Raw genomic sequence first — 26,032 nt, 5'->3', positions numbered from 1 at the left:
CCGTCGGTTTTGTCTGCAATGGAAGAGAGAGGTGATTGTACCATGGCGAAGTCGTCCTGGGGAACGAAGAGGCAGAAGGCCAAGGGGTCGTGGGAGCTGCGCTACCGCGTGGGCGGGAAGCAGAAGTCGGTCATGTTCAGGGGCACCGCCAGGGAGGCCGACAGGCAGCTCGCGGCCCTTCGGCTCAAGTACGAGGGCGGGGGAGGGCCGCGCACCTCGCTGTCGTCGTTCTTCTGGGGCGTGTTCGTCCCCGAGTGCGAGCGGCGCCTGGAAGCCCCGCCGGAGTCCGGAAACAAGCCGCTGGCGCTCACCACGTACAAGGGCTATGTGAGGTACTTCAGGCACAGCATAGAGCCGACGTTCGGCGAGACGGCGCTGGAGGACATAAGGGCCAGGGACGTGCAGGAGTGGCTGTCGGGCATGACGTTCGGCACCGCCAGGCACGCCAGGGCCATCTTCAAGATCGTCATGAACCGCGCCGAGGACCTGGAGTACATCGACCACCACCCCCTGGGCAAGCGGTACATCATGCCCACCGCCAAGAGCGCGCGCCAGCGCAGCTCCGACATCTACGACCCCGACGAGCTGGAGTCGATCTTCCGGGAGTGCGAGGGCGAGCTGTGGGAGCCGTACTACATCCTGGCGGCGTTCGGGGGCGCGCAGAGGGCCGAGGCGATAGGCGTCCAGGCCCCCGAGATCGAGTGGCGCGAGAACGAGAGGGGCCTTTGGGCGGTGTGCCCCGTGAACAGGGGCGTGCACCTCCTGGACGGCGAGGTGACGGTGCTCGACCGGGCCAAGAACGACTACCGCGCCGAGCCCCTGATCGTGCCGCCGCCGTACTCGGGACGCCTCAAGGAGATCGCCGACGCGGTCCTCGCGGAGGGCGGGACGTGGCTCGTGGACGACGGCTTCGGCGGCCCCATCGACCCCGAGACGGTCACGAGGGCCTACAAGCGGTGGCTGTCCCTGTCGCCCCACCGATACGTGCCCTTCGGCAACCTGAGAAACTCCTACAGCACCATGCTCCACCGCAAGGGATACGAGGACTCGCTGATCTCCAAGCTGATGCGCCACGCGAACCTCACGACCGACTACAGGCACTACAACAGGCTCGACGCTGACGCGAAGATCGGGCTCATGTCGCGCTGAGGGAAAAGGGGCCGATTTTGAGGGAAGGCTTTCCCTCAACGTCCCTCAAGTGCTCGGAAAGGCGATGAAAAGCGAACTAAAGTACGCCAAAGCGGAGAAAGAAACACCAGGTAAGAGTGCTGTGCTGAAAAACGGATGGAGGCCCGCCCCCACTCTTAATCCCAAGGTCGAAGGTTCGAGTCCTTCATGGTGCACCACTGAAATGCTAGGCCAGCGGCTTATCGTCGCTGGCTTTTTTGTTGCCTCGGCTGCCCCTATCCCCCGACTTCCTGTATTCTCGGGAGGAAAGGCGCTTCTCAACGTTACGGCTTGACCTGAGTCCAAGATAGGTGCAGCATTTTAGGCCGAAGTGTGCCATACTGAGTGACAAAGGCCCCTTATCTCAAGCAAGGAATTTACCTCCCATGGAATCAAAGACAACCACTGAGTCGTCCGACCGCCGCTTCGCGCTGCTCATCGACGCGGACAACGTGTCGGCGCGCTACTTGAAGCCGATCTTGAACGAGCTGTCGAAGTATGGCACCGTCACTATCAAGCGCATCTACGGCGACTGGACGCTCACCCTGCACGCGAAATGGAAGGACGCGCTGCTGGAGAACTCCATCACGCCCATCCAGCAGTTCGGCTACACCCAGGGCAAGAATGCCACGGATTCCGCCATGATCATCGACGCCATGGACATCCTCTACACCGACAACGTCGATGGCTTCTGCCTCGTGTCCAGCGACTCGGACTTCACGCGCCTGGCCAGCCGTCTGCGCGAGAGCGGGCGCATGGTCATCGGCATGGGGGAGAAGAAGACCCCCACGCCCTTCCGGCGCGCCTGCGACGTGTTCACCACGCTCGAGCTGCTTGTGCAGAACAAGCGCAACGAGAAGGGCGGCGGCAGCAACGCGGTGCCGAAGGACTCCGTGGAGCAGGCCGTGGTGGACATCATCACCGACAACCAGAACAACGGCAAGGCCACCGGCTTGGGCGAGATCGGCAGCCGCCTGCAGAAGCGCTACCCCGATTTCGACGTGCGCAGCTACGGCACGAACCTGCTCTCGAAGCTGCTCGAGGAGTTCACGCGGGTGCGCATCACCAAAGACCACAGTTCGGTCACCGTGGAACTCGCCGAGGGCGAGGAGCGCCCCGAGAAGGCGGAGAAGCCCGAGCGTGCGGGGAAGCCCGAGGGGGCGGGGAAGCCCGAGAAGGCCGCGAAGGCCGAGAAGGCCGCTAAGGCAGAAGAGGCTGCCGACGTCACCTCTGAGCTCGATGGAGAGGCGGCCGCGACTGAGGCGTCCTCGGCCGAGGCCGAGAAGCCCGAGATGGAGAAGCCCGAGAAGCCGAATCGCCGCTCGCGCAGCCATCGCGGTACGCGCCGGGTTGCGACGAAGGCCGTGGGGCGTTTGTCGGAGGGCCGCCAGGCCGCCGCGGCGTTGCCCGAGGGCGAAGCGGAGCAGTCGGATGTTTCCACCAAAGTGGCGGTGGAGGTGCCGGCGTCCGAGGCCGTCGAAGTGGTCGTGGAGGCAGCGCCGGAGACAGAACCTGTGGCACCGGAGGCTCAGAAGGACGTGCGGCCCGGCCGCCGCGCCCGCGCCGAGCGCAAGACCCGCCAGACGAAGAAAGCCGATGCCACCGAAGAGGCGAAGACGCGCGAGACGAAGGAGCCGACGGAGGCCGAGAAGCCCGCGGAGACGGAAAAGCCGACGCGGCGCCGCCAGGCGGCCAAGTCGAAGGCGGAGGAGAACCCGGCCGCCAAGAAGACTGCCGCGAAGAAGGAGACCGCCAAGAAGACTGCCGCGAAGAAGAACACGGCCAAGAAGGAGGCCCCCCAGAAGGCGCCGGTTCGCAAGAAGAAGCCCGCGGGCGACACCCCGGCCGGCTACATCCGCGAGCTGGTGGCCGGCGCTGGCGCCGAGGGCATCATGCTCTCCACCATCACCGACGCCTTGCGTGCCAAGTTCAAGGACTTCAAGGTGCGCGACCTCGGCTATTCCCAGATGCGCCAGTACATGGCCTCGGTGGGAGATTACGAGCTGGAGAAGAGCGGCCGCAACTTCCGCGTGCGCCTTTCCCAATAGCCCGCCATGCTCTAAAATATCTTATTCGCCCATTGCCGACACCCAAAAGGAGATGCATTTGTGGAAGCGCTGACCCTCGGTCTGCTCCTGCTCGTCGCCGTCTTGGCGTCCTCGCTCATCGACCAGATTATCCCGCGCGTCTCGCTTCCGCTCATCCAGATCGTCATCGGGCTCCTCATTGCCGTTGTGGCCGGCGGCGAGGTGGAGGTGACGCTCGACCCGGAGCTGTTCCTCGTCATGTTCATCGCGCCTTTGCTCTACGACGAGGCGAAGCACGCCGACAAGCAGGCGCTCTGGCGCGAGCGCAAGCCCGTGCTCTCCCTGGCCATAGGCCTGGTGGTGGCCACGACGCTCGTCATCGGCTTCCTGCTGAACGCGTTCGTGCCCTCCATTCCGCTGGCGGCGGCCTTCGCCCTGGGCGCGGCCTTGGGCCCCACCGACGCCGTGGCGGTCTCGTCGCTTTCGAAGCAGGTGGACATCCCGAAGCGCCAGGCCTCCATGTTGAAGGGCGAGCTGCTCTTGAACGACGCCTCGGGTATCGTGTCCTTCCAATTCGCCATTGCCGCCGTGGTCACCGGATCGTTCTCCCTGGTTGACGCCGGGGTCGACTTCCTCGTGGAATTCGTCGGCGGCCTGCTGCTCGGTATTCTGCTGGGGCTGCTCGGCAATTGGGTCGTCAAGCGCGCCCGTTCCATCGGCGTGGAGAACACGAACTTCCACGTGCTCTTCGAAGTGCTCATTCCCTTCCTCATCTACCTGGTGGCCAACGTGTGCCACGTCTCCGGCGTCATCGCCGTGGTGGTGGCCGGGCTCATCAACGTCACGTCTCCCAAGGGGGTTATCGGGCCTTCGGTCTCGCGCATGAACATCGTCTCGGGCAGCGTGTGGCACGTGCTCACCTACGCCCTGAACGGCATCGTGTTCGTGCTTCTGGGAACCCAGCTGCCCCTGGCCATGCAGGACACGTGGGAGAACGTGCGCATCACGAACTCCACGCTCATCCTGCTCGTCTTCGGGCTCACCTTCGTGCTTCTGGCCACGCGATTTCTGTGGGTGCTCGCCATGGATCTCTACCATGTGCGTCGCGACGAGAAGCGCCGGTTCGGGAAAGGCGATTTGCGCAGCGCGCTCATCACGACGTTTTGCGGGGCCAAGGGCACCATCACGCTCTCCATCATGTTCTCCATTCCCACCTATGCCGTCTACGGGCCGCCCAACGTGCCCTTCCCCCAGCGCGAGCTGCTGATCTTCCTCGCCTGCGGCGTCATCGTGTGCACGCTGCTTCTGGCCACGTTCGTCGTGCCGCTTCTGGCGCCGGCGCGCGACAAGGGGGAGGAGGAGCTGCGCCGCATCGACCAGGACGCCGCCACCACCATGGATATCATGCGCGAGGTCATCGAGATGCTGACGGCCCAGCAGACGCGGGAGAACCGCGCGGAGACCCAGGCGGTCATTCGCTCCTACAACGACCGCCTCGCGCGCATCAAGGCCAACAACGGCATCGAGAGCGAGATGAACGTGGAGCTGCGCGTTCAGGCCCTTATGTGGGAGTACGAGCGCGCCATGGAGCTGATGGAGCGCGGCGTCGTCTCCGGCGTGGTGGCCTACCGCTACATGGGGCGTCTCGAGCAGGCCATGCAGCTTCTGCAGCACGGCAAGGGGCACGGCACGTTGAAGCGCTGGAACGGCCGCTTCCGGGCGCTGTGGCACCGCGGCGTGCGCGCGGTGCTGCGCGAGCTGCCGGGCAACACGGAGCTGGCCGAGCAGACCGAGGAGATGCGCTGGCTGCAGACGGCCACGCGCACCTATGCCGTGGAGCATTTGGAAGCGGCCGTCGCTTCCAGCCAGGTGCCCACCGAGGACGCGGCGGCGGTGCTCGTGGAGTACCAGCGCTCGGTGGCGGCGCTGCACGATGCGCGGCCCACGGTGACCTCCGTCATCAAGGCCGGCGACCGCACCGAGGACATCAAGCGCAAGGCCTATACCTTCGAGCTGGAGCAGATCCAGAGCGCCTACGAGGACGACCGGCTCTCCCGCGCCCATGCCCAGCGCATGCGCGAGAGCGTCCAGCTCATGCAGATGGACCTGGAGGACACGGTATAGAAAACGGCGCCCCCTCCGCTGAGGGGGCGCCGTGGTCGCGCGGCGTCGATGAGGCTTGCCTGCGGCGGCTAGTACACCATGCCCATGGCCTCGCGCACCTCGTCCAAGGTGGCGTTGGCGATCTCGTTGGCGCGGCGGTTGCCCTCGTGCAGGATCTCGCGCACCATCTCCGGCTGCCCTTCCAGCTCGCGGCGGCGCTCGCGGATGGGCGCCAGGTATGCGTTCACCGACTCGGTCACGTAGCGCTTGAGCGCGCCGGCGCCGTCGTTGCCGATTTCTGCCGCGATGTCCTCTTCGGTGCGGCCGGTGGTCAGCGCCGCCGTGGTCAGCAGGGCCGAGACGCCGGGACGGTTCTCCTTATCGAAGGTGATCATGCGCTCGGAGTCGGTCTGCGACTTCTTGATGAGCTTGGCGGTCTCCTCCTCCGTGGCCGAAAGGGCGATGGCGTTGCCGTAGCTCTTCGACATCTTGCGCCCGTCGAGGCCGGGGATTTCCACGGCGTCGGTGAGAAGTCCGTGGGGCTCCGGGAACACCCGCCCGTAGCGCTCGTTGAAGCGGCGGGCGATCTGGCGGGTCTGCTCGATGTGGGGCAGCTGGTCTTTCCCCACGGGCACGACGTTGCCCTTGCAGAACAGGATGTCGCAGGCCTGGTGCACCGGGTAGCTGAGGAGCAGGCCCGTGAGCGCGTGGCCCGAGGCCTCCTGCTCGGCCTTCACCGTGGGGTTGCGCATGAGCTCTGATTCGGTGACGAGCGACAGGAAGGGGAGCATGAGCTGGTTTAAGGCCGGCACGGCGGAGTGCGTGAAGATGATGGTCTTCTCCGGATCGATGCCGCAGGCCAGATAATCGATGACCATGTTGTGCACGTTGTCGGCGATGTTGGCCGTGGTGTCGCGGTCGGTGATGACCTGGTAGTCAGCGATGATGATGCGAGTGGTGACGCCGGCGTTCTGCAAAGCGACGCGCTCGCGGATAGTGCCGAAGTAGTGGCCCATGTGCAGACGCCCCGTGGGGCGGTCGCCCGTGAGCATGGTGTATTTCTCCGGGTGTACGGCCAGATCGGCCTTGATCTCGTCGCTGATCTTCTTGGAGGCGAGGAAGGTGTCGCTCGTCAAATCGCTTGCCATGGGGGCGGATCCTCTCTTTCTCGTGCGCCGTTTCAGGGTGGGCGGCTTCGGCACTGAAAGCGCGGGAAGAGCCGCCAAACGGTGGAATTGTGAATATGTTGGGATAGTATACAAGATTCCCCCTTGCGCGCGCCGCGGAATCCGTGTAGTATATACAGCCGTCGCAAGTCACCCAGTGAATTGCGAAAACCCTTCGGTCGCTTGGCTCAGCGGGAGAGCATCGCCTTCACACGGCGGGGGTCACAGGTTCAAATCCTGTAGCGACCACCATAAACAGCAGGCCCCTCCTCGGAGGGGCCTTTTTCGTATCCAAAGAGCTTTTCGCCCGGGAAAGGAAGCCGTCGTGAAACGGATTGCGTTTGCTGTGGTGACCGTGATGCTCGGAGCTTGCGCCGGGGCGTTTTGCTGGGCGTTCTTCTTTCTCATGAACGCGGGCCTCGATCTTTTGTGGGTGAAGGCGCCGGCGTGGCTGGCGGCGATAGGGATGCCCGCTGTCGTGTACCCGCTTGCCTTCTGCGTTGTGGGCGGCGTTGCCATTGGATTGTTTCAAAAGAACGTGGGGCCGTACCCCGATGATATGAACACGGTGCTCGCCGAGGTGAAGAAAACCGGGCGCTATGAGTATCGGCATCTGGGCGCTATGTTCGTTGGCGCGCTTCTGCCGCTTTTGTTTGGCGGCAGCATCGGGCCCGAGGCTGGCCTCACCGGCGTGGTGGCGGGGCTTTGCAGCTGGGTGGGGGACCGACTCAAGTTCGTGGGCGCCGAGATGCGCGAGCTGGCGAACGCGGGCACGGCGGCCATTCTGTCGACGATCTTCTCGGCCCCGTTGTTCGGCCTGGCGGCGCCGCTGTTCGGCTATGCGGACGATGCCGACGGGCGTCGGCATGGGGGCGGCGCGTCCGCTGCGACCGTGGTTTCCGCGCCCCAGGTTTCCAAACCGGTCAAAACGGCGGTGTACCTGCTCTCCGTGGCCGGGGCGCTGGGGGCGTTCATGCTGCTCAACGAGGTGGCTGGCAGCGGTTCGGGGCTGCCGCACTTCTCCGCCATGGCAGTGGGGACATCCGAACTCGCCTGGGCACTTCCCGTCGTCGCGCTCGGCGCCTGCGCCGGCTGGCTCTTTCATGGCTTCGGCTGGGCCGTGGGCAAGCTGTCCGCGCGGCTCGGCGATCGCGTCGTAGTGAAGGCGGTCGTTGCTGGCGCGATACTGGGAGTTCTCGGGATCTTCCTCCCCTTTACCCTGTTCGCCGGCGAGGCCCAGACCGAGATGCTGGCGCAGCAGTGGACGGCCCTCGGTGCTGGGGTCTTGCTCGCGACGGGGTTTCTCAAGGTGCTGGCCAGCCAGGTGTGCCTCGGACTCGGTTGGCGTGGCGGTCACTTTTTCCCGCTCATCTTCTCGGGGATCGCCATCGGCTATGCCGCCGCCGGGCTCTTTGGCATCGACCCGGTCTTCGCGCTCTCTGTCAGCACGGCGGCCCTTCTGGGCGCAGCTATGCGCCAGCCGCTGATGGTGGCCTTGCTGCTCATCCTGTGCTTTCCCGCGAAAGCCGTTGTCTTCGTCCTTGCCGCTGCGTGCTTGGGCGCCGCCGTTCCGGTTCCGAAGGCGTTCTCTCGGGTTTGATTCTCTGCCCGGGCGACGCTCCTTGTCGGGTTTGATTCTTGGCCCGGGCGACGCTCCTTGCGACCGTCTTCTGGTTTCGTTCCTCGTCGCCTCGTATTCCGATCGCGATGTTAGCTTTCTATGGATGGCGTTTTTCGCAGTCGATAAGATCGAGGAGCTGTAGACGGCTTCGGTCGACGAGCTGTAGGCGGCTCCGGCCGGCGAACCGCCGGCAAAATGCAGCAAATCTCGAGTTGTAAGCGTCTGTTCTCTCGGAAACTGCTTCATTAGATGCTGGGGATATCGCTGCTCGTTAATTCCGCCTCTTCTAGACGCTTATAACTCGAGATCTCGTGCAGAAAAGCAGCACTTCGTGAACCGAAGGAGTCTGAGCGCACGAATTGAGGAGCTCTCTGCTATGGTAGGGGGGTCTTGGAAGAACCTACTTGAGGAGGCAGCCGTGGCGCATCTCCAACATGAAACCGATGGCCCCGACGGGGCCGCGGCGTCGAAGCCGAGGGAGCGCGTTGCGGTGAAAGGGTGCGTCTTCAAGGACGGCCGCATGCTGTTCCTGTTCAAGCCCGATGCGGCGCGCCGTCTCAGCATCGCGCCCGATCTCGAGGAGGATCTTCCGGGGGGATGCGTGGAAGCGGGCGAGAGCTGGCAGGAGGCGCTGGTGCGCGAGGTGCGCGAGGAGACCGGGCTGGAAATCGAGGTCGGTGAGCCCTTCAATGCCTGGACGATGCGCGCCCCGGGGCGACGGATTCTCGGCGTCGACTTCGTTTGCCGCTGGCGCTCCGGCGACGTGCGTCTGAGCCACGAGCACGAGTCCTTCGCATGGCTCACCCTGGAAGAAGTCGAGGCGAAAGGCTGGGAGGCGGAGCCCGTCTATCGGAAGGCCTTCGAGCTAGCGATAGATTTGCAGCCCTAACTCCTTGGGCACTGTTTCGCTCAACGCTTCCTGGGGTGATTCGCTGCCACATTGCGTTTTCGAAGTGAGACGCCCTTGCGAAGGCGGTGGATTTAAGGTTATATTCGAAGCTGACCGACTGCGATGGGAAGGTTGCGACGCTGCGATGACCGACATGAAGCCTTGGGCCTTCGAGCTGGAGGAATATATTCGCGAAGGCGAGCCTGATCGCGCTCGCCGAGCGGAGCTGTGGCAAGTGGCCATCGGCCTTCAGGACGTGGACGGCCTGACACCTTCCCAGTATCTGCTCGATACGGCGAAAGAGCACATCGAAGGCGAACTGTCTATCGACCAAGTTCAGTCGCGCATCGCCACGTACTATCAGCAGCGCGACCAGCGCACCCAAGCGGAGCTGGAAAGCGAGGAGGCCGACGTCGTCTCGTCACGCATTGCCGAAATATTGGGTGAGCGGGCGTTCACCTTCTCTCCCTCGGAATTGAAATCAATTCATGGACGGTTGTTCAAGGGCCTTCTGAAGGAGGCCGGTGCCTATCGCCGATACAACATCACAAAGAACGAATGGGTTCTGAAGGGCGATACGGTACGCTACTCTTCGTGGAACATCATCCCCGAAACCCTCGAATATGATTTCGAGAAGGAGGGCGCCTTCTCCTATCAGGGGCTGTCGAAGTTGGAGGTGGCCCGGCACATTGCCGCTTTCGCCTCGGGTATTTGGCAGATTCACCCCTTCTGCGAGGGCAACACGCGTACCACGGCCGTTTTTATCATCAAGTATCTGAATGCCATGGGGTTGGAGATCGGCAATGAGCCGTTCGCGGATCACTCCTGGTACTTCCGCAACGCTCTGGTTCGGGCCAACTACACCAACCTCGACCAGGATGTGCACGAGACGACCCGCTATCTGGAAGCATTCTTCGAGAATGCTCTTCTCGGTGCGAGCCACGATTTGAAGAACCGGTATCTGCACATCGATTGGGTCGGCGACGTCAATGCGACAGGGGATGGCGAGATGCATATCCCCCAAGTCGCCCCCCAAGTCACCCCCCAAGTGTTGAGGCTGCTCGATGTTCTCGGCGATAAGGAGCTTTCGTTGCGACAGATCGCCGAGGCCTTGGGACTTTCTGATCGTAAGAACATTATGAGAAACTACGTGGTCCCTGCGCTCGACAGCGGACGGGTGGTGCGGACAGTTCCCAATAAGCCCAACAGCCGTTTTCAGAAGTACCGAAAGGCATAGCGGGGCGCATCGTTGCGCGGATGCGCTACACTATGCAGTTGGCAAAAGCGGGGCGGCTCGGACTCGCCCTTCGACGACTGATTCGGGAAACGCTTATGATCCTGCAAACTGAACATCTTTCGAAATCCTACGGCGGCCGCACGCTGTTCCATGACGTGACGTTCCGCTTGGAAGAGTACGACCGGCTGGCGCTCGTGGGCCCTAACGGCGCGGGCAAGACGACGCTGCTCAACATTATCTCCGGCGAGGACGATCCGGACGAGGGGCGCGTGCTCTTCGCCAAGGGGGCGCGCGTGGGCTATCTGGAGCAGGAGGCCATCGAGATGGGGGACCTGCCCGTCTTCGAAGAGGTCATCTCGTCCCAGACCGAGGTTCTTGAAGCGGAGCAGCGCCTGCACAAGCTGGAGGCGGAGCTGGGCGCGAACCCCACCGAAGCTCAGCTGGCGGCCGTGGGCCGGGCGCGGGACGCCTACGAGATGCTCGGCGGCTACTCGCTGGAGTCGAAGGTGCGAAGCGTGCTGTTCGGCCTCGGCTTCACCGAGCGCGACATGACCCGTTCCACCACCGAGTTCTCCGGCGGTTGGCAGATGCGCATCGCGCTTGCGAAACTGCTCATCCGCAACCCCGAGGTGCTGCTGCTCGACGAGCCGACGAACCATCTCGATCTGGAATCGGTGAAGTGGCTCGAGGGCTTCCTGCGCGGCTACGCCGGCACCGTCATCGTGGTCTCTCACGACCGCGCCTTCATGGACAACATGGTCGACCGCGTGGCGGAAATCGACAACGGGGAAGTGAACCTGTACAAGGGCAACTACTCGAAGTACCTGGTGGCACGCGAGGAGCGCTTGGAGCGCATCAAGGCCGAGCGAGCGAAGTCGCTGGAGGAGATCGCGCATCTGCAGGCCTTCGTCGACCGCTTCCGCTACAAGGCCACCAAGGCCAAGCAGGCCCAGGAACGCGAGCGGCGCATCGAGAAGATCAAGGAGACGCTGCCGGTCATCCCCGAGGAGAAGAAGACGGTGCACTTCAACTTCGTGCAGCCGCCGCGCACGGGAGATGAGGTGGTGCGGGCGCGTAGTCTCGTGAAGCGCTACGGCGACCACACGGTGTACGACGGCATCGACTTCACGATGTACCGCGGCGACAAGGTGGCGCTCGTGGGCCCCAACGGCGCGGGCAAGTCGACGCTTTTGAAGATGATTGCCGGCGTGGAAAAGCCCGATGCGGGCACCATCGACTATGGCGTGAACGTCGATCTCACCTACTACGCCCAGCACCAGCTGGAAGAGCTGCACGCGGGAAACACCGTCTTCGAGGAGCTGGATCATGCCGCGCCCGGCTGGTCCATCTCCCAGGTGCGCAGCCTGCTGGGCGCGTTTCTGTTCACGGGGGACGCCGTGGACAAGAAGGTGTCGGTGCTCTCCGGCGGCGAGAAGGGGCGTCTCGCCCTGGCGAAGATGCTCGTGGCCCCCAAGCCCCTGCTGTGCTTGGACGAGCCCACCAACCACTTGGACATCTCCAGCGCCGACGTGCTTGAGCAGGCCTTGCAGCACTTCGACGGCACCATCCTGTTCATCACCCACGACCGGCATCTCATCCGCGGGGTGGCCAACCGCATCGTGGAGGTGAAGGACGGCCAGATCACCAACTACGAGGGCGACTACGACTACTACCTGTACAAGTCGGGCCAGCTCGATGGCGACGTGGACGCCGACCGCTCGGTGGTGGACGAGGCCCTGGCCGATGCGGGCATCCACGGGAAGGGGAGCGGCGCGGCCCCCGAGAAGCGCCGCGCTGGTGCGGCGGCCCCCACGAAGATCACCGTGAACCGCCGCCGCGACCGCCAAGGCTCGAGCTCGGCGGCTGCTCGGGATGGTTCCGTAGGGGCTGACCTCGGTCAGCCCTCCGCAGCTGTGAAGGGCTCCGGGGTCACGACGGCCCCCAAGGGCGGTGATGTGCAGCTCACCGCGCCCAAAGGCAGCGCGCCGAAGACCAAGGAGCAGAAGCGCCGCGAGGCCGAGGCCCGCAACCGCGCCTATGCCGCCCTGAAGAACCACCGCAAGCGCATCGCCCAGCTGGACGAGCAGATGGAGCGAGACAACGCCCGCATGGAGGAGCTGCTTGCCATGATGGCCGACCCCGACTTCTACGTGAACGAGGATGCCTCCTCCGACGCCATCGCCGAGCATGCCAAACTGAAGCAGCGCCTGGCCGCCGCCGAGGAGGAGTGGTTCACCCTCACCGAGGAGCTGGAAGCGGAAATGGCCCGTCAGCAGGAGCAGGCGTAATGCTGAACATCGTTCTTGTGGAACCGGAGATTCCTCAGAATACGGGGAACATCGCTCGCACGTGCGCGTGCGTGGGGGCGCGGTTGCATTTGGTGGAGCCGATGGGGTTTCGGCTGACGGAGAAGAACTTGAAGCGGGCCGGATGCGACTATTGGGATGATGTCGAGGTTGTGCGGTGGCCGTGCGTCGAGGCGTTCTTCGCGGCTCACGGCGATGATGAGCTGCACCTTTTCACGGGACAGGCGGCGTGCGGCTATCGCGATGCCGTCTACGGACCGGACGCGTTTCTGCTGTTCGGGCGCGAGAGCCGCGGGCTCGACCAGGCTATCATCGACGCCCACGCCGACCGCTGCCGGCGCATTCCCATGCGCCAGGGCGCCCGTTCCCTGAACCTCTCCAACGCTGTGGCCATCGCTGCCTACGAGGCGCTGGCCCAGCGGGGCTTTCCGGGGTTGGTGTAGATGGAGACCTTCGAGCTGATTTTGTTTCTGCTGACGGCGGTCATCGCCTCGAGCATTCTAGACAAGTTCCTGCCGCCGCTGTCGCTGCCGCTTGTGCAGATCGCCCTCGGCGCCGCGCTCGCGCTGGCGGTTCCCACACCGTTGGAATGGGGCATCGATCCGGAGTTGCTGCTCATCCTGTTCATCGCGCCTCTGCACTTCAACGAGTCGCGCCACGTGGACTCCGGAGCCCTGTGGAAAAACCGCTGGGGCATCGCGTCGCTTTCCGTGGGACTCGTCTTCGCCATCGTTGCTGCCTGCGGGGCGACGTTGCACGCGCTTTTGCCGGCGGTGCCGCTCGCGGCCGCCTGCGCGCTTGGCGGCGCTATGGGATCCACTGATGCGGTGGCTGTCACGGCGCTGACCCACGACCGTCGGTTCGGCCGCCGCCATGAGGCTTTGCTCAAGGGGGAGGCCCTGTTCAACGACGTGACGGGTACCGTGGTGTTCCAATGCTGCCTGACGCTTCTGGCCACGGGCTCGTTCTCGCTTCTGCACGCCGGCGAGGAGTTCGCCCTCGACCTGTTCGGCGGATTCTTCGGCGGTCTTGTCATGGGGCTTCTCGCCTGGGGTCTTCTGCAGGTGCTGCGGCGCACGGGGCTCGACAACCCCACGCTGCACGTGATGCTAGAGTTGCTTTTGCCCTTTGTCATCTACCTGGCGGCGAAGTCGCTGCATATCGGCGCAGTCATCGCCGTGGTGGCCTCGGGGCTTATGCTGTCCCTGCTGCCCCAGCGTCACACGGCTGCCACGGCCCGCACCAAGCTACAAGCCCAAAGCGTGTGGACGACTTTGGAGTTCGTGCTAAACGGGATCATCTTCGTCGTGCTGGGCATGCAGCTGCCGCGGCTTCTGGAACCAGCGGCCGAGGGGAGTCTGGGCGATCCGGCGACGCTGCTGGGCGTCGTGGTGGTGCTGACCCTGGTGCTGGAGGCGGTGCGCTTCGCATGGCTGCTCGCCATGGACATACGGGCCGCCGTCGCCCAGGGGAAGGGGGCTCGCAGCTGCTTCGCACCCGAGGCCCTGCGCGGCACGCTCGCCATGGCGCTAGCGGGCGCCAAGGGCGGCATCACGCTTTCCCTCATGCTGACGCTGACGGCAGGCGCGGCGCTTTCCGCCGCTGGCAGGGCCACGCTCGTCTCCATCGCCTCGGGCATGATCGTGCTCACGCTCGTGCTGGCGGATTTCGCGGTGCCTGCGCTCGCGCCCTCGAAGTACTCCGCGCGGCGCACCCGCGCCCGCGTCGATGCCGAGATCGATCTCATGCTTGATGTGATCGCCTCCGTCGAGGCCGACGCGTCCTTCACGGGCGCGGTCAAGGACGCGTCGGGGTCGGCGGAAGATTCGCGAGAAGCCGAAGCGGGCGACGCTGCGAATGGCGGGAACAGCGCATCAGGAGAAGGTGCGCCGCCGCTGATCGACGAGCCGGCCACGGTCATTGTCATGCACCGCTACGCCGAGATTCTCGAGGAACTCGCTCCGGCCGCCTCGCCTGTGGCCGCCGCCCGGGCGCGCGCGGAGGTGGCGCGGGTGGGCTCCCTCTACGACCAGTTGGACGATATCGCCCGCCGGGCGGCCCAGTGGGACGAGAGCGAGGACGGCGTGGAAGAGGAGGCCCCCGACGACCGCACCGTCCGTCCGCGCCGTTCGCGTCGCGAGCGCCTGAATGCCGATCGCCCCGGCGCGCGGGGTCCGGCCGCCCCCAACCTGTCCGACCAGTTCCGGCAGATGCGCGAGACCCACGATGCCGTAGAGGACGTGCAGGCCCAGGCCCTCGTTCGCGAGCTGCAGCTCATCAAGGCCATGGTGGCCGACGGCTCCATCGACGCCGCCCACGCCAAGGACCTGCGCAACGACGTCTACATCCAGCAACTGGTGCTCGACTAACGCCATTGTCGTTCGTCGGCGGTTTCTGTGGGTTTGGAAAGCGGCGCGATGATGAGGGCGCGCGGTGCGCTACACTTATGTGCTATGGTTAACCTTCCCTACATCATCTGCTCGGTGCTGAGCTTCATTCCGGCTCTCGTGCTTCACGAGGTTGCCCACGGCTATGCGGCCTACAAGCTGGGCGATCCCACGGCTAAGCGCTCCGGACGCCTTTCGCTGAACCCGCTCAAGCACATCGACCCCTTCGGCACGGTCATTCTGCCGCTTCTGCTCATGGTCATGGGCTGGCCGGTGTTCGGCTACGCGAAGCCCGTGCCCTACAATCCGCGCTACTTCAAGGATCCGCGCCGCGACGATGTCATTGTGGGTTTGGCCGGGCCTTCCGCCAACCTCGCCATGGCCGCGCTGGCCGCTGCGGTGGCGTGGGGCTGCTCGGGGCTCGTCAGCAACCCCACCTTCGCCAACAACGAGCTGTTCGCTTACTTCTACGTGATGTTCCTGCCCACGTTCGCTCTCATCAACCTGTACCTTATGTTCTTCAACCTGCTGCCCATCCCTCCTTTGGACGGCTCATCCATCTTCGCCATCCTGCTGCCGCCGAAGTACCTGCCGAAGTACTACCAGATCCAGCAGTACGCCTTCCCCGTGTTCATGATCGCCATCGTGGTGCTGCCCTACGTGTTCAACTTCAACCCGTTCTCGTGGTATCTGGGGGTCACGGCCGGCAATCTGTTCGATTTCATGTTCCCGCCGTTTTTCTCCTAAGAGACGGCGCCGCCCATGTCCTACAAAGTCCGCATCGACAGCTTCGAGGGCCCCTTCGACCTGCTGCTTTACCTCGTGAGCCGCCAGAAGGTGGATATCGGCGCTATCTCCATCACCGAGATCGCCGACCAGTACCTCGCCGAGGTGTCGCGCATGGAGACCCTCGATCTGGACGTGGCGAGCGACTTTTTGCTGGTGGCCTCTACGCTGCTCGAGATCAAGGCCCAAAGCCTCATCCCGCGCGAGCGCGACGAGCTTGACGACGACTTGGCGGAGCTCGCGCCTTCCGAGGCCCGCGATATGCTGGTCGAGCGCCTCATGGAATACAAGAAGTTCAAGAATGCCGCTGCGGTGCTCCACAACCGTTTCATCGCCGAGGGTCGCATGCACACGCGCCCCTTCGGCCCCGATGCCGACTTTCTCGGCCTCATGCCCGATTTTCTGGAAGGGGTGTCGCTGGACGCGCTGGCCTACCAGGCGGCCGCGGCCCTTGCGCGCCGCGAGGTGTTCCTGCTGGAAAGCGAGCACATTGCCGCCAAGCCCATTCCCGTGGAGGTGCACGTGCGCGCCATTCATCAGCGCATTCGCACGGCCAAGCACCTGCGTTTCTCGCAGCTTGTGGGCCCGGGCACGCCCAAGGACGTGGCGGTAGTGACGTTTCTGGCCATCCTCGAGCTGTACAAGCGCGTCATGGTGAGGCTCGAGCAGGACGAGCTGTTCGGCGATATCGCGATCGACTACATCGAGGGTTCGGGCGACTTGCGTTTGGAAGGCGACGACGCCCTCACGTCGGTGGGGGAGGAGTAGAGGCGCATGTTTCAAGGATTGCAGGAAGACCAGCTGGCGGGCGCCTTGGAGGCGATGCTCTTCGTGACCGACGAGCCCGTGGGTACCATCGCGCTCGCGGAGATGCTCGAGTGCGAGGTGGGCGCGGTGGAGGCGGCCCTCGTGCGGCTGCGAGATGATCTGGAGGCCCGCGGCTCCGGCATCCAGCTGCGCGAAGTGGCCGGCGGCTGGCGTTTGTTCACGCATCCGGCCTACCACGAGCTCATCGAGAAGTACGTGCTGTCCTGGGATACGCGCAAGCTTTCCGCGGCGGCCATGGAGACGCTGGCCATCGTGGCCTATACCCAGCCTGTGACCCGTGCCGGGGTGGCCTCGGTGCGCGGCGTGAACTCCGACAGCTCCATCAACTCGCTGGTGGAGAAGGGGCTTGTACGCGAGGTGGGCACGGAGGACGCACCGGGCAATCCCGTGCTCTACGGCACGACCCGCGGTTTTCTGGAGAAGTTCGGTCTGCGCAGCCCTGCCGACCTGCCTGACTTGGCCGATTTCGCGCCCGATGCGGAGACGCGTCGGCTCATCACGGAGCGTTTGTCGGCTACGCGCAAGGATGCGGTTGTCTCCGACGAGCAGGCCCGCACCATGGCCCGGGCGCTCATGGGCGAGGACTTCGAGGTCGATGACGGCGAGGCCATGCTGTCCGACGAGGAGCTGGCCCAGGGCACGGATGCGGCGGCCGGGGTACTCGTGGACGCCCTCGAGGAGGAGCGCGATGAGGACGGAAAGGGGGATGGTGGCGCTGATGCCGACGGCGACGTTGCCCATGCCGACACTTCTGGCGCCGACGCCATGTTCGCCCGCGCCATCGCCTCCACGCTTGGCGTCGTCGACAAGATCGACTTCGACTCCCTCGTCTTCGAGACCGACGACGAGTAAGTTCCGCGCGCCATGACCGAAATGCGGTTGCAGAAGTTTCTGGCGCGGGCCGGGGTGGCCTCGCGGCGCCATGCCGAGGAGCTGATCGCCGTCGGTCGCGTGACCGTGAACGGCGCGCGAGTGACCGAAATGGGCGTGAAGGTTAATCCGGCCGCGGACGCGGTGGCCGTGGACGGCGCACCCGTCGCGCTGCCCAAGGAAAACGCCACCTTCCTGCTGCACAAGCCGGCCGGCTATGTGACCACCATGAGCGATCCCCAGGGGCGTCCCACCGTGGCTGAGCTTATGGCCGACGAGCTGCTCGCCCATCCGGGGCTTTTCCCCGTGGGCCGGCTGGACACCGACACCACGGGGTTTCTGCTGTTCACCGACGACGGACAGCTGGGCCATGGCCTTCTGCACCCGCGGCGCCACGTGGAGAAGACGTATCTGGCTCTGGTGGAAGGGGTGCCCGACGCGGGCGACGTGCGGCGCTTGCGCGAAGGGGTTCTGCTGGACGATGGCCTCACGTTGCCAGCGGGCGTGCGCGTGCTCGAGGGCGCCGATGGCCGCCGGGCCGCGCAGCTCATCGGCGAGGGGACCGGTGCCAGCGGCTACCGTCAGCGCCACGGCGGCAAGCGCGGCCGCGACGCGCTTGCCGCCGGGGGATCCTACGTGGAAGTGCGCTTGCGCGAGGGCCGCAACCGCCAAGTGCGCCGCATGCTGGACGCCGTGGGGCATCCGGTGATCGCCCTGCATCGCGAGGCCTTCGGCCCCCTTGCCCTGGGGAATCTGCCCCGGGGTGCCTCCCGTCCGCTCGCGGAAGCGGAAGTGGCGCGCCTCAAGGAGCTCGCGTCCTAGCTCGGGCGCCGGCGAGGGCTTGGTTTGGCCCATGTTCCGGCGTCTGCGAGTATCTGAGCCGATCCGCGTCCCGGCGCGATCCGCGACGCGCGCCAACGTCGACCTCTTGTGGGGGCGCGGGTCGCAGCCGGCTTTCTTATAGATCGCAAGAATGGCAGTATCGGCAAATCTGATCGAAATCACCAACATTTCGGGATGCTGCGCCGGCGTCAGAGCTTATAATACGCGCCAGTGAAGGATACCGTTGCACCCGGGAGGGCCCGGGGCGACAGGATCGAAAGGAAGTAACCATGAGTGTTACCGTATCGACGTTTCTCAAAATGAAGGCCGAGGGCAAGAAGATCTCGATGATCACCGCCTACGACTACACCACGGCACGGCTCGTGGACGAGTCCGGCATTGATTCCATCCTCGTCGGCGACTCGCTCGGCAACGTCATTCTCGGTTTGGGCGACACCGTGTCGGTGACGATGGAGGACATGATCCACCACGGCGCCGCTGTGGCCCGCGGCGCCAAGAACGCGCTCGTTGTCGTCGATATGCCCTTCATGTCGTATCAGTCCAGCGTCTATGACGCGGTGGTGAACGCGGGGCGCCTCATGAAGGAGGCCCGCGCCAACGCCGTGAAGCTGGAGGGCGGCGTGGAAGTGGCCGACCGCATCCGCGCCATCGTCGACTGCCAGATCCCCGTGTGCGCCCACATCGGGCTGACGCCCCAGGGCATCAACGCGCTGGGCGGCTTCAAAGTGCAGGGCAAGACGGCCGACTCGGCGCGCAAGCTTTTAGAGGACGCCCATGCCGTGGAAGAGGCCGGCGCCTTCGCCGTGGTCCTGGAGGCCATCCCCGCCGAGCTGGCCGCCCGCGTGTCGGCGGAGCTGACCATCCCCACCATCGGCATCGGTGCCGGCGCGGGCTGCGATGGCCAGGTGCTCGTGAACCAGGACATGCTCGGCATGTTCCACGACTTCACGCCGAAGTTCGTGCGGCGCTTCGCCGAGGTGGGCGATGTGATGCTGGACGCCTACCGCGCCTACGACGCCGCCGTGAAAGATGGCACCTTCCCTGCCGCCGAGCACACCTACGCCGCCCCCGCGGGCGTGCTGGAAACCCTCTAGGAGGCCGGCCATGGAGATCATTCGCACCGTCGCGGACATGAAGGCCCGGGCGGCCGCCTGGAAGGCCGAGGGGCTCTCCATCGGGCTCGTTCCCACCATGGGGTCGCTGCACGAGGGGCATGAGAGCCTCATGGACGCCGCCCGCGAGGCGAGCGACCGCGTCGTCGTCTCGGTGTTCGTCAACCCCATCCAGTTCGGGCCGGGCGAGGACTACGAAGCCTACCCGCGCGACCTCGAGCGCGACGCGCGCATCTGCGAGCGCCACGGCGTCGACGTCGTCTTCCATCCGGAAGTGGACGACATGTATGCCCCGGCCCACAACACCTTCGTGGTTATGGAGACGCTTACCGACTCGCTGTGCGGCGCCTCGCGCCCGGGGCACTTCCGCGGCGTGTGTACGGTGGTCACGAAGCTCTTCAACATCGTGCAGCCGCACCGCGCCTTCTTCGGCCAGAAGGACGCCCAGCAGCTCGCCATCATCAAGCGCATGGTGGCCGACCTGAACATGAACGTGACCGTCGTCGGCTGCCCCATCGTGCGCGAGGCCGACGGTCTGGCCAAAAGCTCGCGCAACGCCTACCTGAGCGCGGAGGAGCGCCAGGCGGCCCTCGTGCTGTCGCGGGCCGTCTTCGCCGGGAAGGAGGCCGTGGAAGCGGGGGAGCGCGACGCGGCGGTGCTCAAGGCACTCATGAGCGGCATCATCGAGGCCGAGCCGCTGGCCCGCATCGATTACGTGGAAGTCGTCGACGGGGCGACCATGCAGCCGACCGACGCCATCGGCGCCATGGCGCTTATAGCCATGGCCGTCTACATCGGGAACACGCGCCTCATCGACAACTTCATCTTCGAGGAAGGGAACTAGCTCCATGCTGCTGAACGTTCTGAAGGGGAAGATCCATCGCGCCCGGGTGGTGCAGGCCGAGCTCGATTACGTCGGCTCCATCACCGTGGATGCGGCCCTGGCCGAGGCCGCGGGCATCCTGGAGTACGAGAAGGTGCAGGTCGTCGACATCGACAACGGCAACCGCTTCGAGACCTACGTCATCGCCGGCGAGCCGGGAAGCGGCATGATCTGTGTGAACGGCGCGGCAGCCCACTGCGTGGAGCCGGGGCACAAGGTCATCATCATGTGCTACGCGCAGATGACCCCTGAGGAGTTCGCCGATCCCGACAACGCCCCGCGCGTGGTGTTTGTGGATGACGACAACCGCATCGCCCGCGTCACCCGCTACGAGAAACATGGGCGTTTGGAAGATATGTAGGAGCGACTCCTCGGGGGCGGGACCACGGGGCACCTTGATTCGCTCAGACGGTCCTCGATGGTATCGAAGGCCCAAGGTCGCCTTTTCCCTGCGTCGTTGCGCCTTCGATACCATCTGCGGAACTCGCTCGGTCAAGGCGCCCCGTGTTCCCGCTGCGCTTTGCCATGATTGAATATAAGGAGGCTCTTATGAAGCCTATTGAAAATGTCGCCATTGTCGGGTTCGGGTCGCTGGGGGCCATGTACGCCGCCTGCTTCGGGGCCGCTATGGGGCCCGAGCGCGTCTTCGTGGTCGCCGATGCGGCTCGCACCGAGCGCTACCGTGCCGAGGCCGCCACGTTCAACGGCGAGCCCATCCGGGTCACTTACCTGACTTACGAGGAAGCGGCCGAGCGCGCCGCGGTGCAGCCCTTCGACGTTGTGTTGTACGCCGTGAAGTACGGCGCGTTGCCCGAGGCCATCGAGCAATCATCTCCGCTCGTCAGCCTGGACACCGCCGTCATCTCGGTGCTCAACGGCATCACGAGCGAAGAGGTGCTCGCGGAGCGCTTCGGCTGGGACCGCGTGCTTCTGTGCATCGCCCAGCAGATGGATTCTCGCAAGGTGGGCGCGGTAGTAACCGCCGGCTGCGTGGGCGTGATGGCCCTTGGCGTTCGCGACCCCGAGGATGCGGCCCAACGGGCGAACCTCGCTCGTGTCACGGAATGGCTCGCCGCCGTCGAGCAGCCCTTCATCGTGCCCGCGGACATCCAGCATCAGCTGTGGGGCAAGCTCATCTGCAATGTGGGGGTGAACCAGGCCTGCGCCGTCTACGACTGCTGCTTTAACGGCATCCACGTCCCCGGCGAGGCGCGCGAGGCCATGATCGCCGCCATGGGGGAGGTGGCCGCCGTGGGCCGGGCCTGCGGCATCGCGCTCACCGACGATGATGTGGCCTACTGGCTCGACATCATCGACCACCTGAATCCTGCCGGCATGCCGAGCCTGCGCCAGGACGTGCTGGCGCGCCGTCCCACCGAGGTGGAGCTCTTCTCGGGCACCATCAACCGCCTGGGCGCGGCCCATGGCATCCCCACGCCGCAAAACGAGCGCTTCTACGCCGCCATCAAGGAACTCGAAAGCTCCTTCTCGTAGGGGCGAACCTCGGTTCGCCCTCGTCAAGCACGTTAATCTCGCCTGAGAGGGGCGACCAAGGTCGCCCCCTACGAATTCAGCCTGCGGGTATCCCCCGGCCCTTTCAAGTTCACCGTCGAGTTACGTTCTCGTGACCGCTTGTTTTCAGTGATAAACTGACGCAGGAATAACAAGCATGCACAAGGACGGCTTTTGGAGCGCAGAAAGTACATCGCCATCGTATCGGCCGCGGCGGTCGTCATTGTCGTCGCGGTCTGCGTCTACCTGGCCCAACTCTCCGCGACGGTCGCCGGCAACCTCATGACCTCCGTGGACGAGATATCCCGCCACGACGTGGAGACCATCGAGGGCACGCTGAACAATTGCTACGCGCGCCTGGGCGCGGTGGCCGACCGCCTCGAGGTCTACGACGTGCAGACGGTGCACGAGGCTCAGGAGCAGCTGAACCTGGAGGCGGCCTCGTCGGCCATGTTCAACGCGGTCTATCTCATGGAAGCCGACGGCACGCTCTACAGCAGCTCGTACGTGCGCCTCGGTGCCGACGAGCACGCCTACGACGAGCTCATGGAAGACGGGCGGGAGCACTTCGCCATGCTCTACGACGACGAGAACGGCCGGCTGGAAACCACCAAGGAGTCCCTCATTTTCGGCATCCGCCTGCCCGATACAGAAATCGGCGGGCGAACCTTCGTGGCCATGCTCGCCCGCAGCGACTTGTCCACCATCTCCAGCCAGCTGGTCATCGAGAGCTTCGACGGTCAGGGCGTCTCCTCGGTCGTGAACGCGCGGGGCTATTACATCGTGAGCGCCAGCCCTGCCACCGATCTGGCCGGGCGCGACAACTTCTACGACACGCTCGAGGCCGGCCGCATCGACGACGGCGTCACGGTGGAGGACATCCGCCGCAACATCGCCGCGGGCGAGAGCTTCGTCATCAATTGCACGACGAGCGCCGGCGAGGATCTCGTCATGTCCTTCGCGCCGGTCGCAGGTACCGAGTGGTCGTTCATCATGACGGTTCCGACGGAGGTGTTCAGCCAGCGCTTCGCCCCCTTTATCGCCATGACGGTGGGCATGCTCGGGGCCATGGTGGCGGTCATCTCCATCATGCTGGCGGTCATCTACCGGTTCATGAGGCAGTCGATCCAGGCTCGGGCCGAGGCCGTCGCGCGCACGGAGTTCCTTTCGAACATGAGCCACGAGATCCGCACGCCCTTAAACGGCATCATCGGCCTGAACCATCTGATGGAGCGGCACGTGGACGACGCCACCGCCATGCGCGACTATGTGAATCGGCTCGGCAAGGCCGCCCAGTACCTGCTATCGCTCGTGAACGACATCCTGGACATGTCGAAGCTGCAGGCCGGCAAGGTCGATTTGACGAGCGAGCCCTTCGACGTGAACGCGCTGGTCGACAATGTCTGCGAGATGCAGCGCGGGCCCATGGCCGACCGCGGGATCCGCTTCGAGCTGTCGCGCACAGTCGAGCACCCGTGGCTTCGAGGCGACGAGGTGCGCCTGTCGCAGGTTCTCATGAACATCCTGTCGAATGCGGTGAAGTTCACGCCCGAGGGCGGCCGCATCACCATGAAGGTGCACGAGGCGGTGTACGCGTCGGGGAATGAGGCCGTGCTCACGGTGTCGATCGCCGATACCGGCTGCGGCATGACCAAGGAGTTCGCCGAGCACGTCTTCGACGCCTTCACGCAAGAGCGTAACCGCAACAGCGATTCCCAGAAGGGCACGGGGCTGGGCATGTCCATCAGCTACCTGCTCATGACACAGATGGGCGGCTCCATCACGGTGGAAAGCGAGCCGGGGTGCGGTTCCTGCTTCACCGTCATCGTGACGCTTCCCACTGTCGCGAATGGCGATGAGCCGACGCTTGCTCAGGCGCCCTCGCTGATTTCGCCGAGCGTAGAAGGCGCGGAAGGCAGGGGAGGCACAGAACGCGCGGAAGGGGCGGAGGGCGAAGTCGCCGAAACCGCCAGAGTCGCCGAAGCCCCCGGGGCCCCCGGAGCCGTTCGGGCCGTCTCCTCGCCGTCTGGCGCCGAAGCCGCTCGGGCGCCCGTCGAGATCCTCGTGGCCGAGGACAACGAGCTGAACGCCGACATCATCTCGTCCATCCTCACCGAGGAGGGCTTCTCCATCACCGTGGCCGAAAACGGCGAGGAGGCCGTGCGCCTGTTCTCCGAATCGCCGGCGGGACATTTCGCGGCCATCCTCATGGACGCCCAGATGCCGGTCATGGACGGCTACGAGGCCTCTCGCGCGATCCGCGATCTGAAGCGAGCCGATGCCAAGACGGTGCGCATCTTCGCCTGCACGGCCTCCACGTTCGCCGAAGATCGCAATCGCGCTTTGGCATCGGGCATGGACGACTTCCTCAGCAAGCCTTTGAACGTGACGGTCATGCTGCAAAAGCTCGAGGCCGTTCGGAAGGGCGGTGCCTCATGAGTAGCGAGAGCCGCAGAATACATCGCGGGATGATCGAGCCGGCATTTCCGCCGACGCAAAGCGTCGTGCCGCCGATCCCTCGTCGCGGCATGACCCGCCGCGCCTTCTGCGCGGGAGCGGCCTTCCTTGCGGCCGCAGGGACGCTGTCCCTCGCCGGTTGCAACAGCCTGCCCTTCACGGGTGCCGCGCCCGTTCGTCTGGTGATCAAGGTGCCCCGCACGGGCCACGACGTCGTCTTCGACGACTCAATCAGCCAGGTGGAAACGGTCATTCAGGGCATGGCCGAGGGGTTCCAACGCGACTACGAGAGGCCCGTCGACGTCGAGGTCGTCGTCTTCGAGCAGAACCAGTACGACGAGGCCGTCAAGGGGTCGTTCGACACGGATAAGGCGCCGGATGTGCTTTACGGCGATTACTTCAATATCTCCACCTACATTCGCACCGGGCGCGTCGTGCCGCTGGACGACGTTGTCGCCCCGGCTATCCGCGACGACCTCTTCGACGACTTGTGGAACATGGGCGTGGTGGAGGGCCGCGCATATATGATGCCCTATCTGGCGCGCCAGAACGTGCTTGCCTACAACAAGGAGATGTTCCGCAACGCGGGGCTTGGGGAGTTCGTCGCCGAAGGGAAGATCACCGCCTGGTCGCTGGACGAGTGGACGCGCATTTTGGACGCGCTCGCCGCTTCGCTTCCCAAAGGAAGCTTCCCGATGATGATGTACGCGGGCAGCTCCCAAGGCGACACCCATATCGTGACGCTTCTGCGCTCCGCCGGATCTAGCATCTATGACGAGACGGGCCATTTCAACCTTTCGGCGCCCGAGGGCGTGGCGGCGCTTCGGTGGATTCAGGACGGCGTGGGGCGTGGCTGGTTTCCGCCGCACGCGGAGAATTTGGAAATCGAGGATTGCTCCAGCCTGTTTCGCCAAGGTCAGCTGGCTATCTACATGGTGAACAACGCCTCCATCACCCGCTATGGCGACACGGTGGGGCTCGTGAACTTCCCGGGGCCCGATGCGGACGGCAGCGCCACCGCCTTCGCCTCGGGCTTTCAGGTTTTCGACAACGGCGACGCCGAGAAGCTGCAGGTGGCGAAGGATTTCCTTTCCTATGTGTACACCGATGAGCGCTGGCTCGACTATGCGGCGGGCGCGATACCGGCGAGCAAGCGCGTGTCCGATCGCTATGGCGCCGATATCCCCTCCTACGATCTGTTCCGCGCCAATGCCGATAACGTATGGGATTTCACGGGCGGCAGCCCCGACACCCAGACGGTGCGCGATGTCTTCTACACCGGCATCCACGACCTGCTCATGGGCAAGACGACTCCCGAGGAGTGCGCCGCCTTCTTGGACGAGCGCTGCAACGCCGCCATCGACGAAGGCTGGGCCAAAAGCCAACTGCACGAGTAGGAGTGCGCTTCAGTCAAACTGGCAACCATGGTAACGGCCATTGTAGGGCTGATCAGGGAATTGCTCAGAAAGAGGAAAGAGCCGCCCTCAGCCGAGTAGCTAAAGGCGACCCTCCAACCACGAAATACTAGTCAATTCGTGGAGCGGTCGCCGTAGCCGCGGCAATCGCCTTCTCCTGCATTGTAGCACGACTCAAAGAATACTTCACGATTATCCCCGTAGCGAGTTGCATTCGCCACTCTGCCTTCTGCAAGAGCGCGCGGAGGATTGCCAGGTTATCGAAGGCTACCGCGAAAGCGCGCTGGGTCATGTCGACAGAGGTTGCCATGGTTACTTGGACGCAATTGCTGACATTCGTCCTCGTGATTATTGCGGTGATTGATCTGACCGTAAGGGCCAGAAAGTGAAATAGCCGCTCCCGGTAAGCACGGAAAACGGCTA

The 26,032-nt window shown here is 64.6% G+C and carries 20 protein-coding genes and 1 tRNA gene; 20 read left to right on the top strand and 1 reads right to left on the bottom strand.

All coding sequences use genetic code 11. The features are described 5' to 3' along the window. Positions 1-42 precede the first annotated feature (42 nt). The 3 genes from ACYVRU_RS07640 (at position 43) to ACYVRU_RS07630 (ending at position 5,318) form a co-directional block, all read left to right on the top strand. Complete coding sequence (locus tag ACYVRU_RS07640) at positions 43-1,149, top strand: tyrosine-type recombinase/integrase (protein WP_461185945.1); 1,107 nt, start codon at positions 43-45, stop codon at positions 1,147-1,149. Positions 1,150-1,553: 404 nt separating this feature from the next. After that, on the top strand, positions 1,554-3,215 hold the full coding sequence (locus ACYVRU_RS07635; protein WP_302233991.1) for an NYN domain-containing protein: 1,662 nt from the start codon (positions 1,554-1,556) through the stop codon (positions 3,213-3,215). Positions 3,216-3,275: 60 nt separating this feature from the next. After that, positions 3,276-5,318, top strand: coding sequence for a Na+/H+ antiporter (locus ACYVRU_RS07630; RefSeq protein ID WP_461185944.1), 2,043 nt, complete (start codon positions 3,276-3,278; stop codon positions 5,316-5,318). A 68-nt stretch (positions 5,319-5,386) separates the two neighbouring features. On the opposite strand, the gene trpS is transcribed toward ACYVRU_RS07630, so the two are convergent. Beyond that, the gene (gene trpS / locus ACYVRU_RS07625) at positions 5,387-6,445 is read right to left on the bottom strand and encodes a tryptophan--tRNA ligase (RefSeq protein WP_114539690.1); all 1,059 of its coding nucleotides are present in this window, start codon (positions 6,443-6,445) and stop codon (positions 5,387-5,389) included. Positions 6,446-6,640: 195 nt separating this feature from the next. Between trpS and ACYVRU_RS07620 the strand changes: the two genes are divergently transcribed. The 17 genes from ACYVRU_RS07620 to ACYVRU_RS07540 all read left to right on the top strand — a co-directional run bounded on the left by ACYVRU_RS07620 (position 6,641) and on the right by ACYVRU_RS07540 (position 25,591). Then, positions 6,641-6,715, top strand: a tRNA-Val gene (locus ACYVRU_RS07620). Between the two features lie 73 nt (positions 6,716-6,788). Continuing rightward, entirely contained in the window at positions 6,789-8,063 is a 1,275-nt protein-coding gene (locus ACYVRU_RS07615; RefSeq protein WP_461185943.1) for a chloride channel protein, read from the top strand. 439 nt (positions 8,064-8,502) lie between these two features. Further along, the gene (locus tag ACYVRU_RS07610) at positions 8,503-8,973 is read left to right on the top strand and encodes an NUDIX domain-containing protein (RefSeq protein WP_461185942.1); all 471 of its coding nucleotides are present in this window, start codon (positions 8,503-8,505) and stop codon (positions 8,971-8,973) included. A gap of 145 nt (positions 8,974-9,118) precedes the next feature. Next, entirely contained in the window at positions 9,119-10,210 is a 1,092-nt protein-coding gene (locus tag ACYVRU_RS07605; RefSeq protein ID WP_461185941.1) for a Fic family protein, read from the top strand. Between the two features lie 95 nt (positions 10,211-10,305). Further along, positions 10,306-12,498: an ABC-F family ATP-binding cassette domain-containing protein gene (locus tag ACYVRU_RS07600; RefSeq protein ID WP_461185940.1), complete on the top strand. Its 2,193-nt coding sequence runs from the start codon at positions 10,306-10,308 to the stop codon at positions 12,496-12,498. Further along, on the top strand, positions 12,498-12,959 hold the full coding sequence (locus ACYVRU_RS07595) for a tRNA (cytidine(34)-2'-O)-methyltransferase (RefSeq protein WP_114549687.1): 462 nt from the start codon (positions 12,498-12,500) through the stop codon (positions 12,957-12,959). The genes ACYVRU_RS07600 and ACYVRU_RS07595 overlap by 1 nt, the downstream gene beginning before the upstream one ends. After that, positions 12,960-14,885: a cation:proton antiporter gene (locus tag ACYVRU_RS07590; protein ID WP_114549688.1), complete on the top strand. Its 1,926-nt coding sequence runs from the start codon at positions 12,960-12,962 to the stop codon at positions 14,883-14,885. A gap of 84 nt (positions 14,886-14,969) precedes the next feature. Further along, positions 14,970-15,650, top strand: coding sequence for a site-2 protease family protein (locus tag ACYVRU_RS07585; RefSeq protein ID WP_114539696.1), 681 nt, complete (start codon positions 14,970-14,972; stop codon positions 15,648-15,650). A 15-nt stretch (positions 15,651-15,665) separates the two neighbouring features. Then, complete coding sequence (locus ACYVRU_RS07580) at positions 15,666-16,457, top strand: segregation and condensation protein A (RefSeq protein ID WP_022739663.1); 792 nt, start codon at positions 15,666-15,668, stop codon at positions 16,455-16,457. Between the two features lie 6 nt (positions 16,458-16,463). Further along, complete coding sequence (scpB, locus tag ACYVRU_RS07575) at positions 16,464-17,369, top strand: SMC-Scp complex subunit ScpB (protein ID WP_114539697.1); 906 nt, start codon at positions 16,464-16,466, stop codon at positions 17,367-17,369. Between the two features lie 12 nt (positions 17,370-17,381). Continuing rightward, positions 17,382-18,209, top strand: coding sequence for a pseudouridine synthase (locus tag ACYVRU_RS07570; RefSeq protein WP_461185939.1), 828 nt, complete (start codon positions 17,382-17,384; stop codon positions 18,207-18,209). A gap of 290 nt (positions 18,210-18,499) precedes the next feature. Then, the gene (gene panB / locus ACYVRU_RS07565; protein ID WP_114539699.1) at positions 18,500-19,324 is read left to right on the top strand and encodes a 3-methyl-2-oxobutanoate hydroxymethyltransferase; all 825 of its coding nucleotides are present in this window, start codon (positions 18,500-18,502) and stop codon (positions 19,322-19,324) included. A gap of 10 nt (positions 19,325-19,334) precedes the next feature. Continuing rightward, on the top strand, positions 19,335-20,186 hold the full coding sequence (gene panC / locus ACYVRU_RS07560; protein WP_114539700.1) for a pantoate--beta-alanine ligase: 852 nt from the start codon (positions 19,335-19,337) through the stop codon (positions 20,184-20,186). A 4-nt stretch (positions 20,187-20,190) separates the two neighbouring features. Next, positions 20,191-20,586: an aspartate 1-decarboxylase gene (gene panD, locus ACYVRU_RS07555; protein WP_114539701.1), complete on the top strand. Its 396-nt coding sequence runs from the start codon at positions 20,191-20,193 to the stop codon at positions 20,584-20,586. 188 nt (positions 20,587-20,774) lie between these two features. Next, a complete protein-coding gene (locus ACYVRU_RS07550) occupies positions 20,775-21,719 on the top strand; it encodes a ketopantoate reductase family protein (RefSeq protein WP_181869693.1) in 945 nt (314 codons plus the stop codon). Between the two features lie 192 nt (positions 21,720-21,911). Beyond that, complete coding sequence (locus ACYVRU_RS07545) at positions 21,912-24,176, top strand: hybrid sensor histidine kinase/response regulator (RefSeq protein WP_114539703.1); 2,265 nt, start codon at positions 21,912-21,914, stop codon at positions 24,174-24,176. After that, positions 24,173-25,591 carry an ABC transporter substrate-binding protein gene (locus ACYVRU_RS07540; protein WP_114539704.1) on the top strand — a complete coding sequence of 473 codons (1,419 nt, stop codon included), beginning with the start codon at positions 24,173-24,175 and terminating at the stop codon, positions 25,589-25,591. Before ACYVRU_RS07545 ends, ACYVRU_RS07540 begins: the two co-directional genes overlap by 4 nt. The last annotated feature ends 441 nt before the right edge of the window (positions 25,592-26,032 follow it).

The sequence above is a fragment of the Adlercreutzia sp. CNCM I-6216 genome, assembly GCF_977113345.1.
This window is presented reverse-complemented; position numbering and strand designations above follow the sequence as displayed.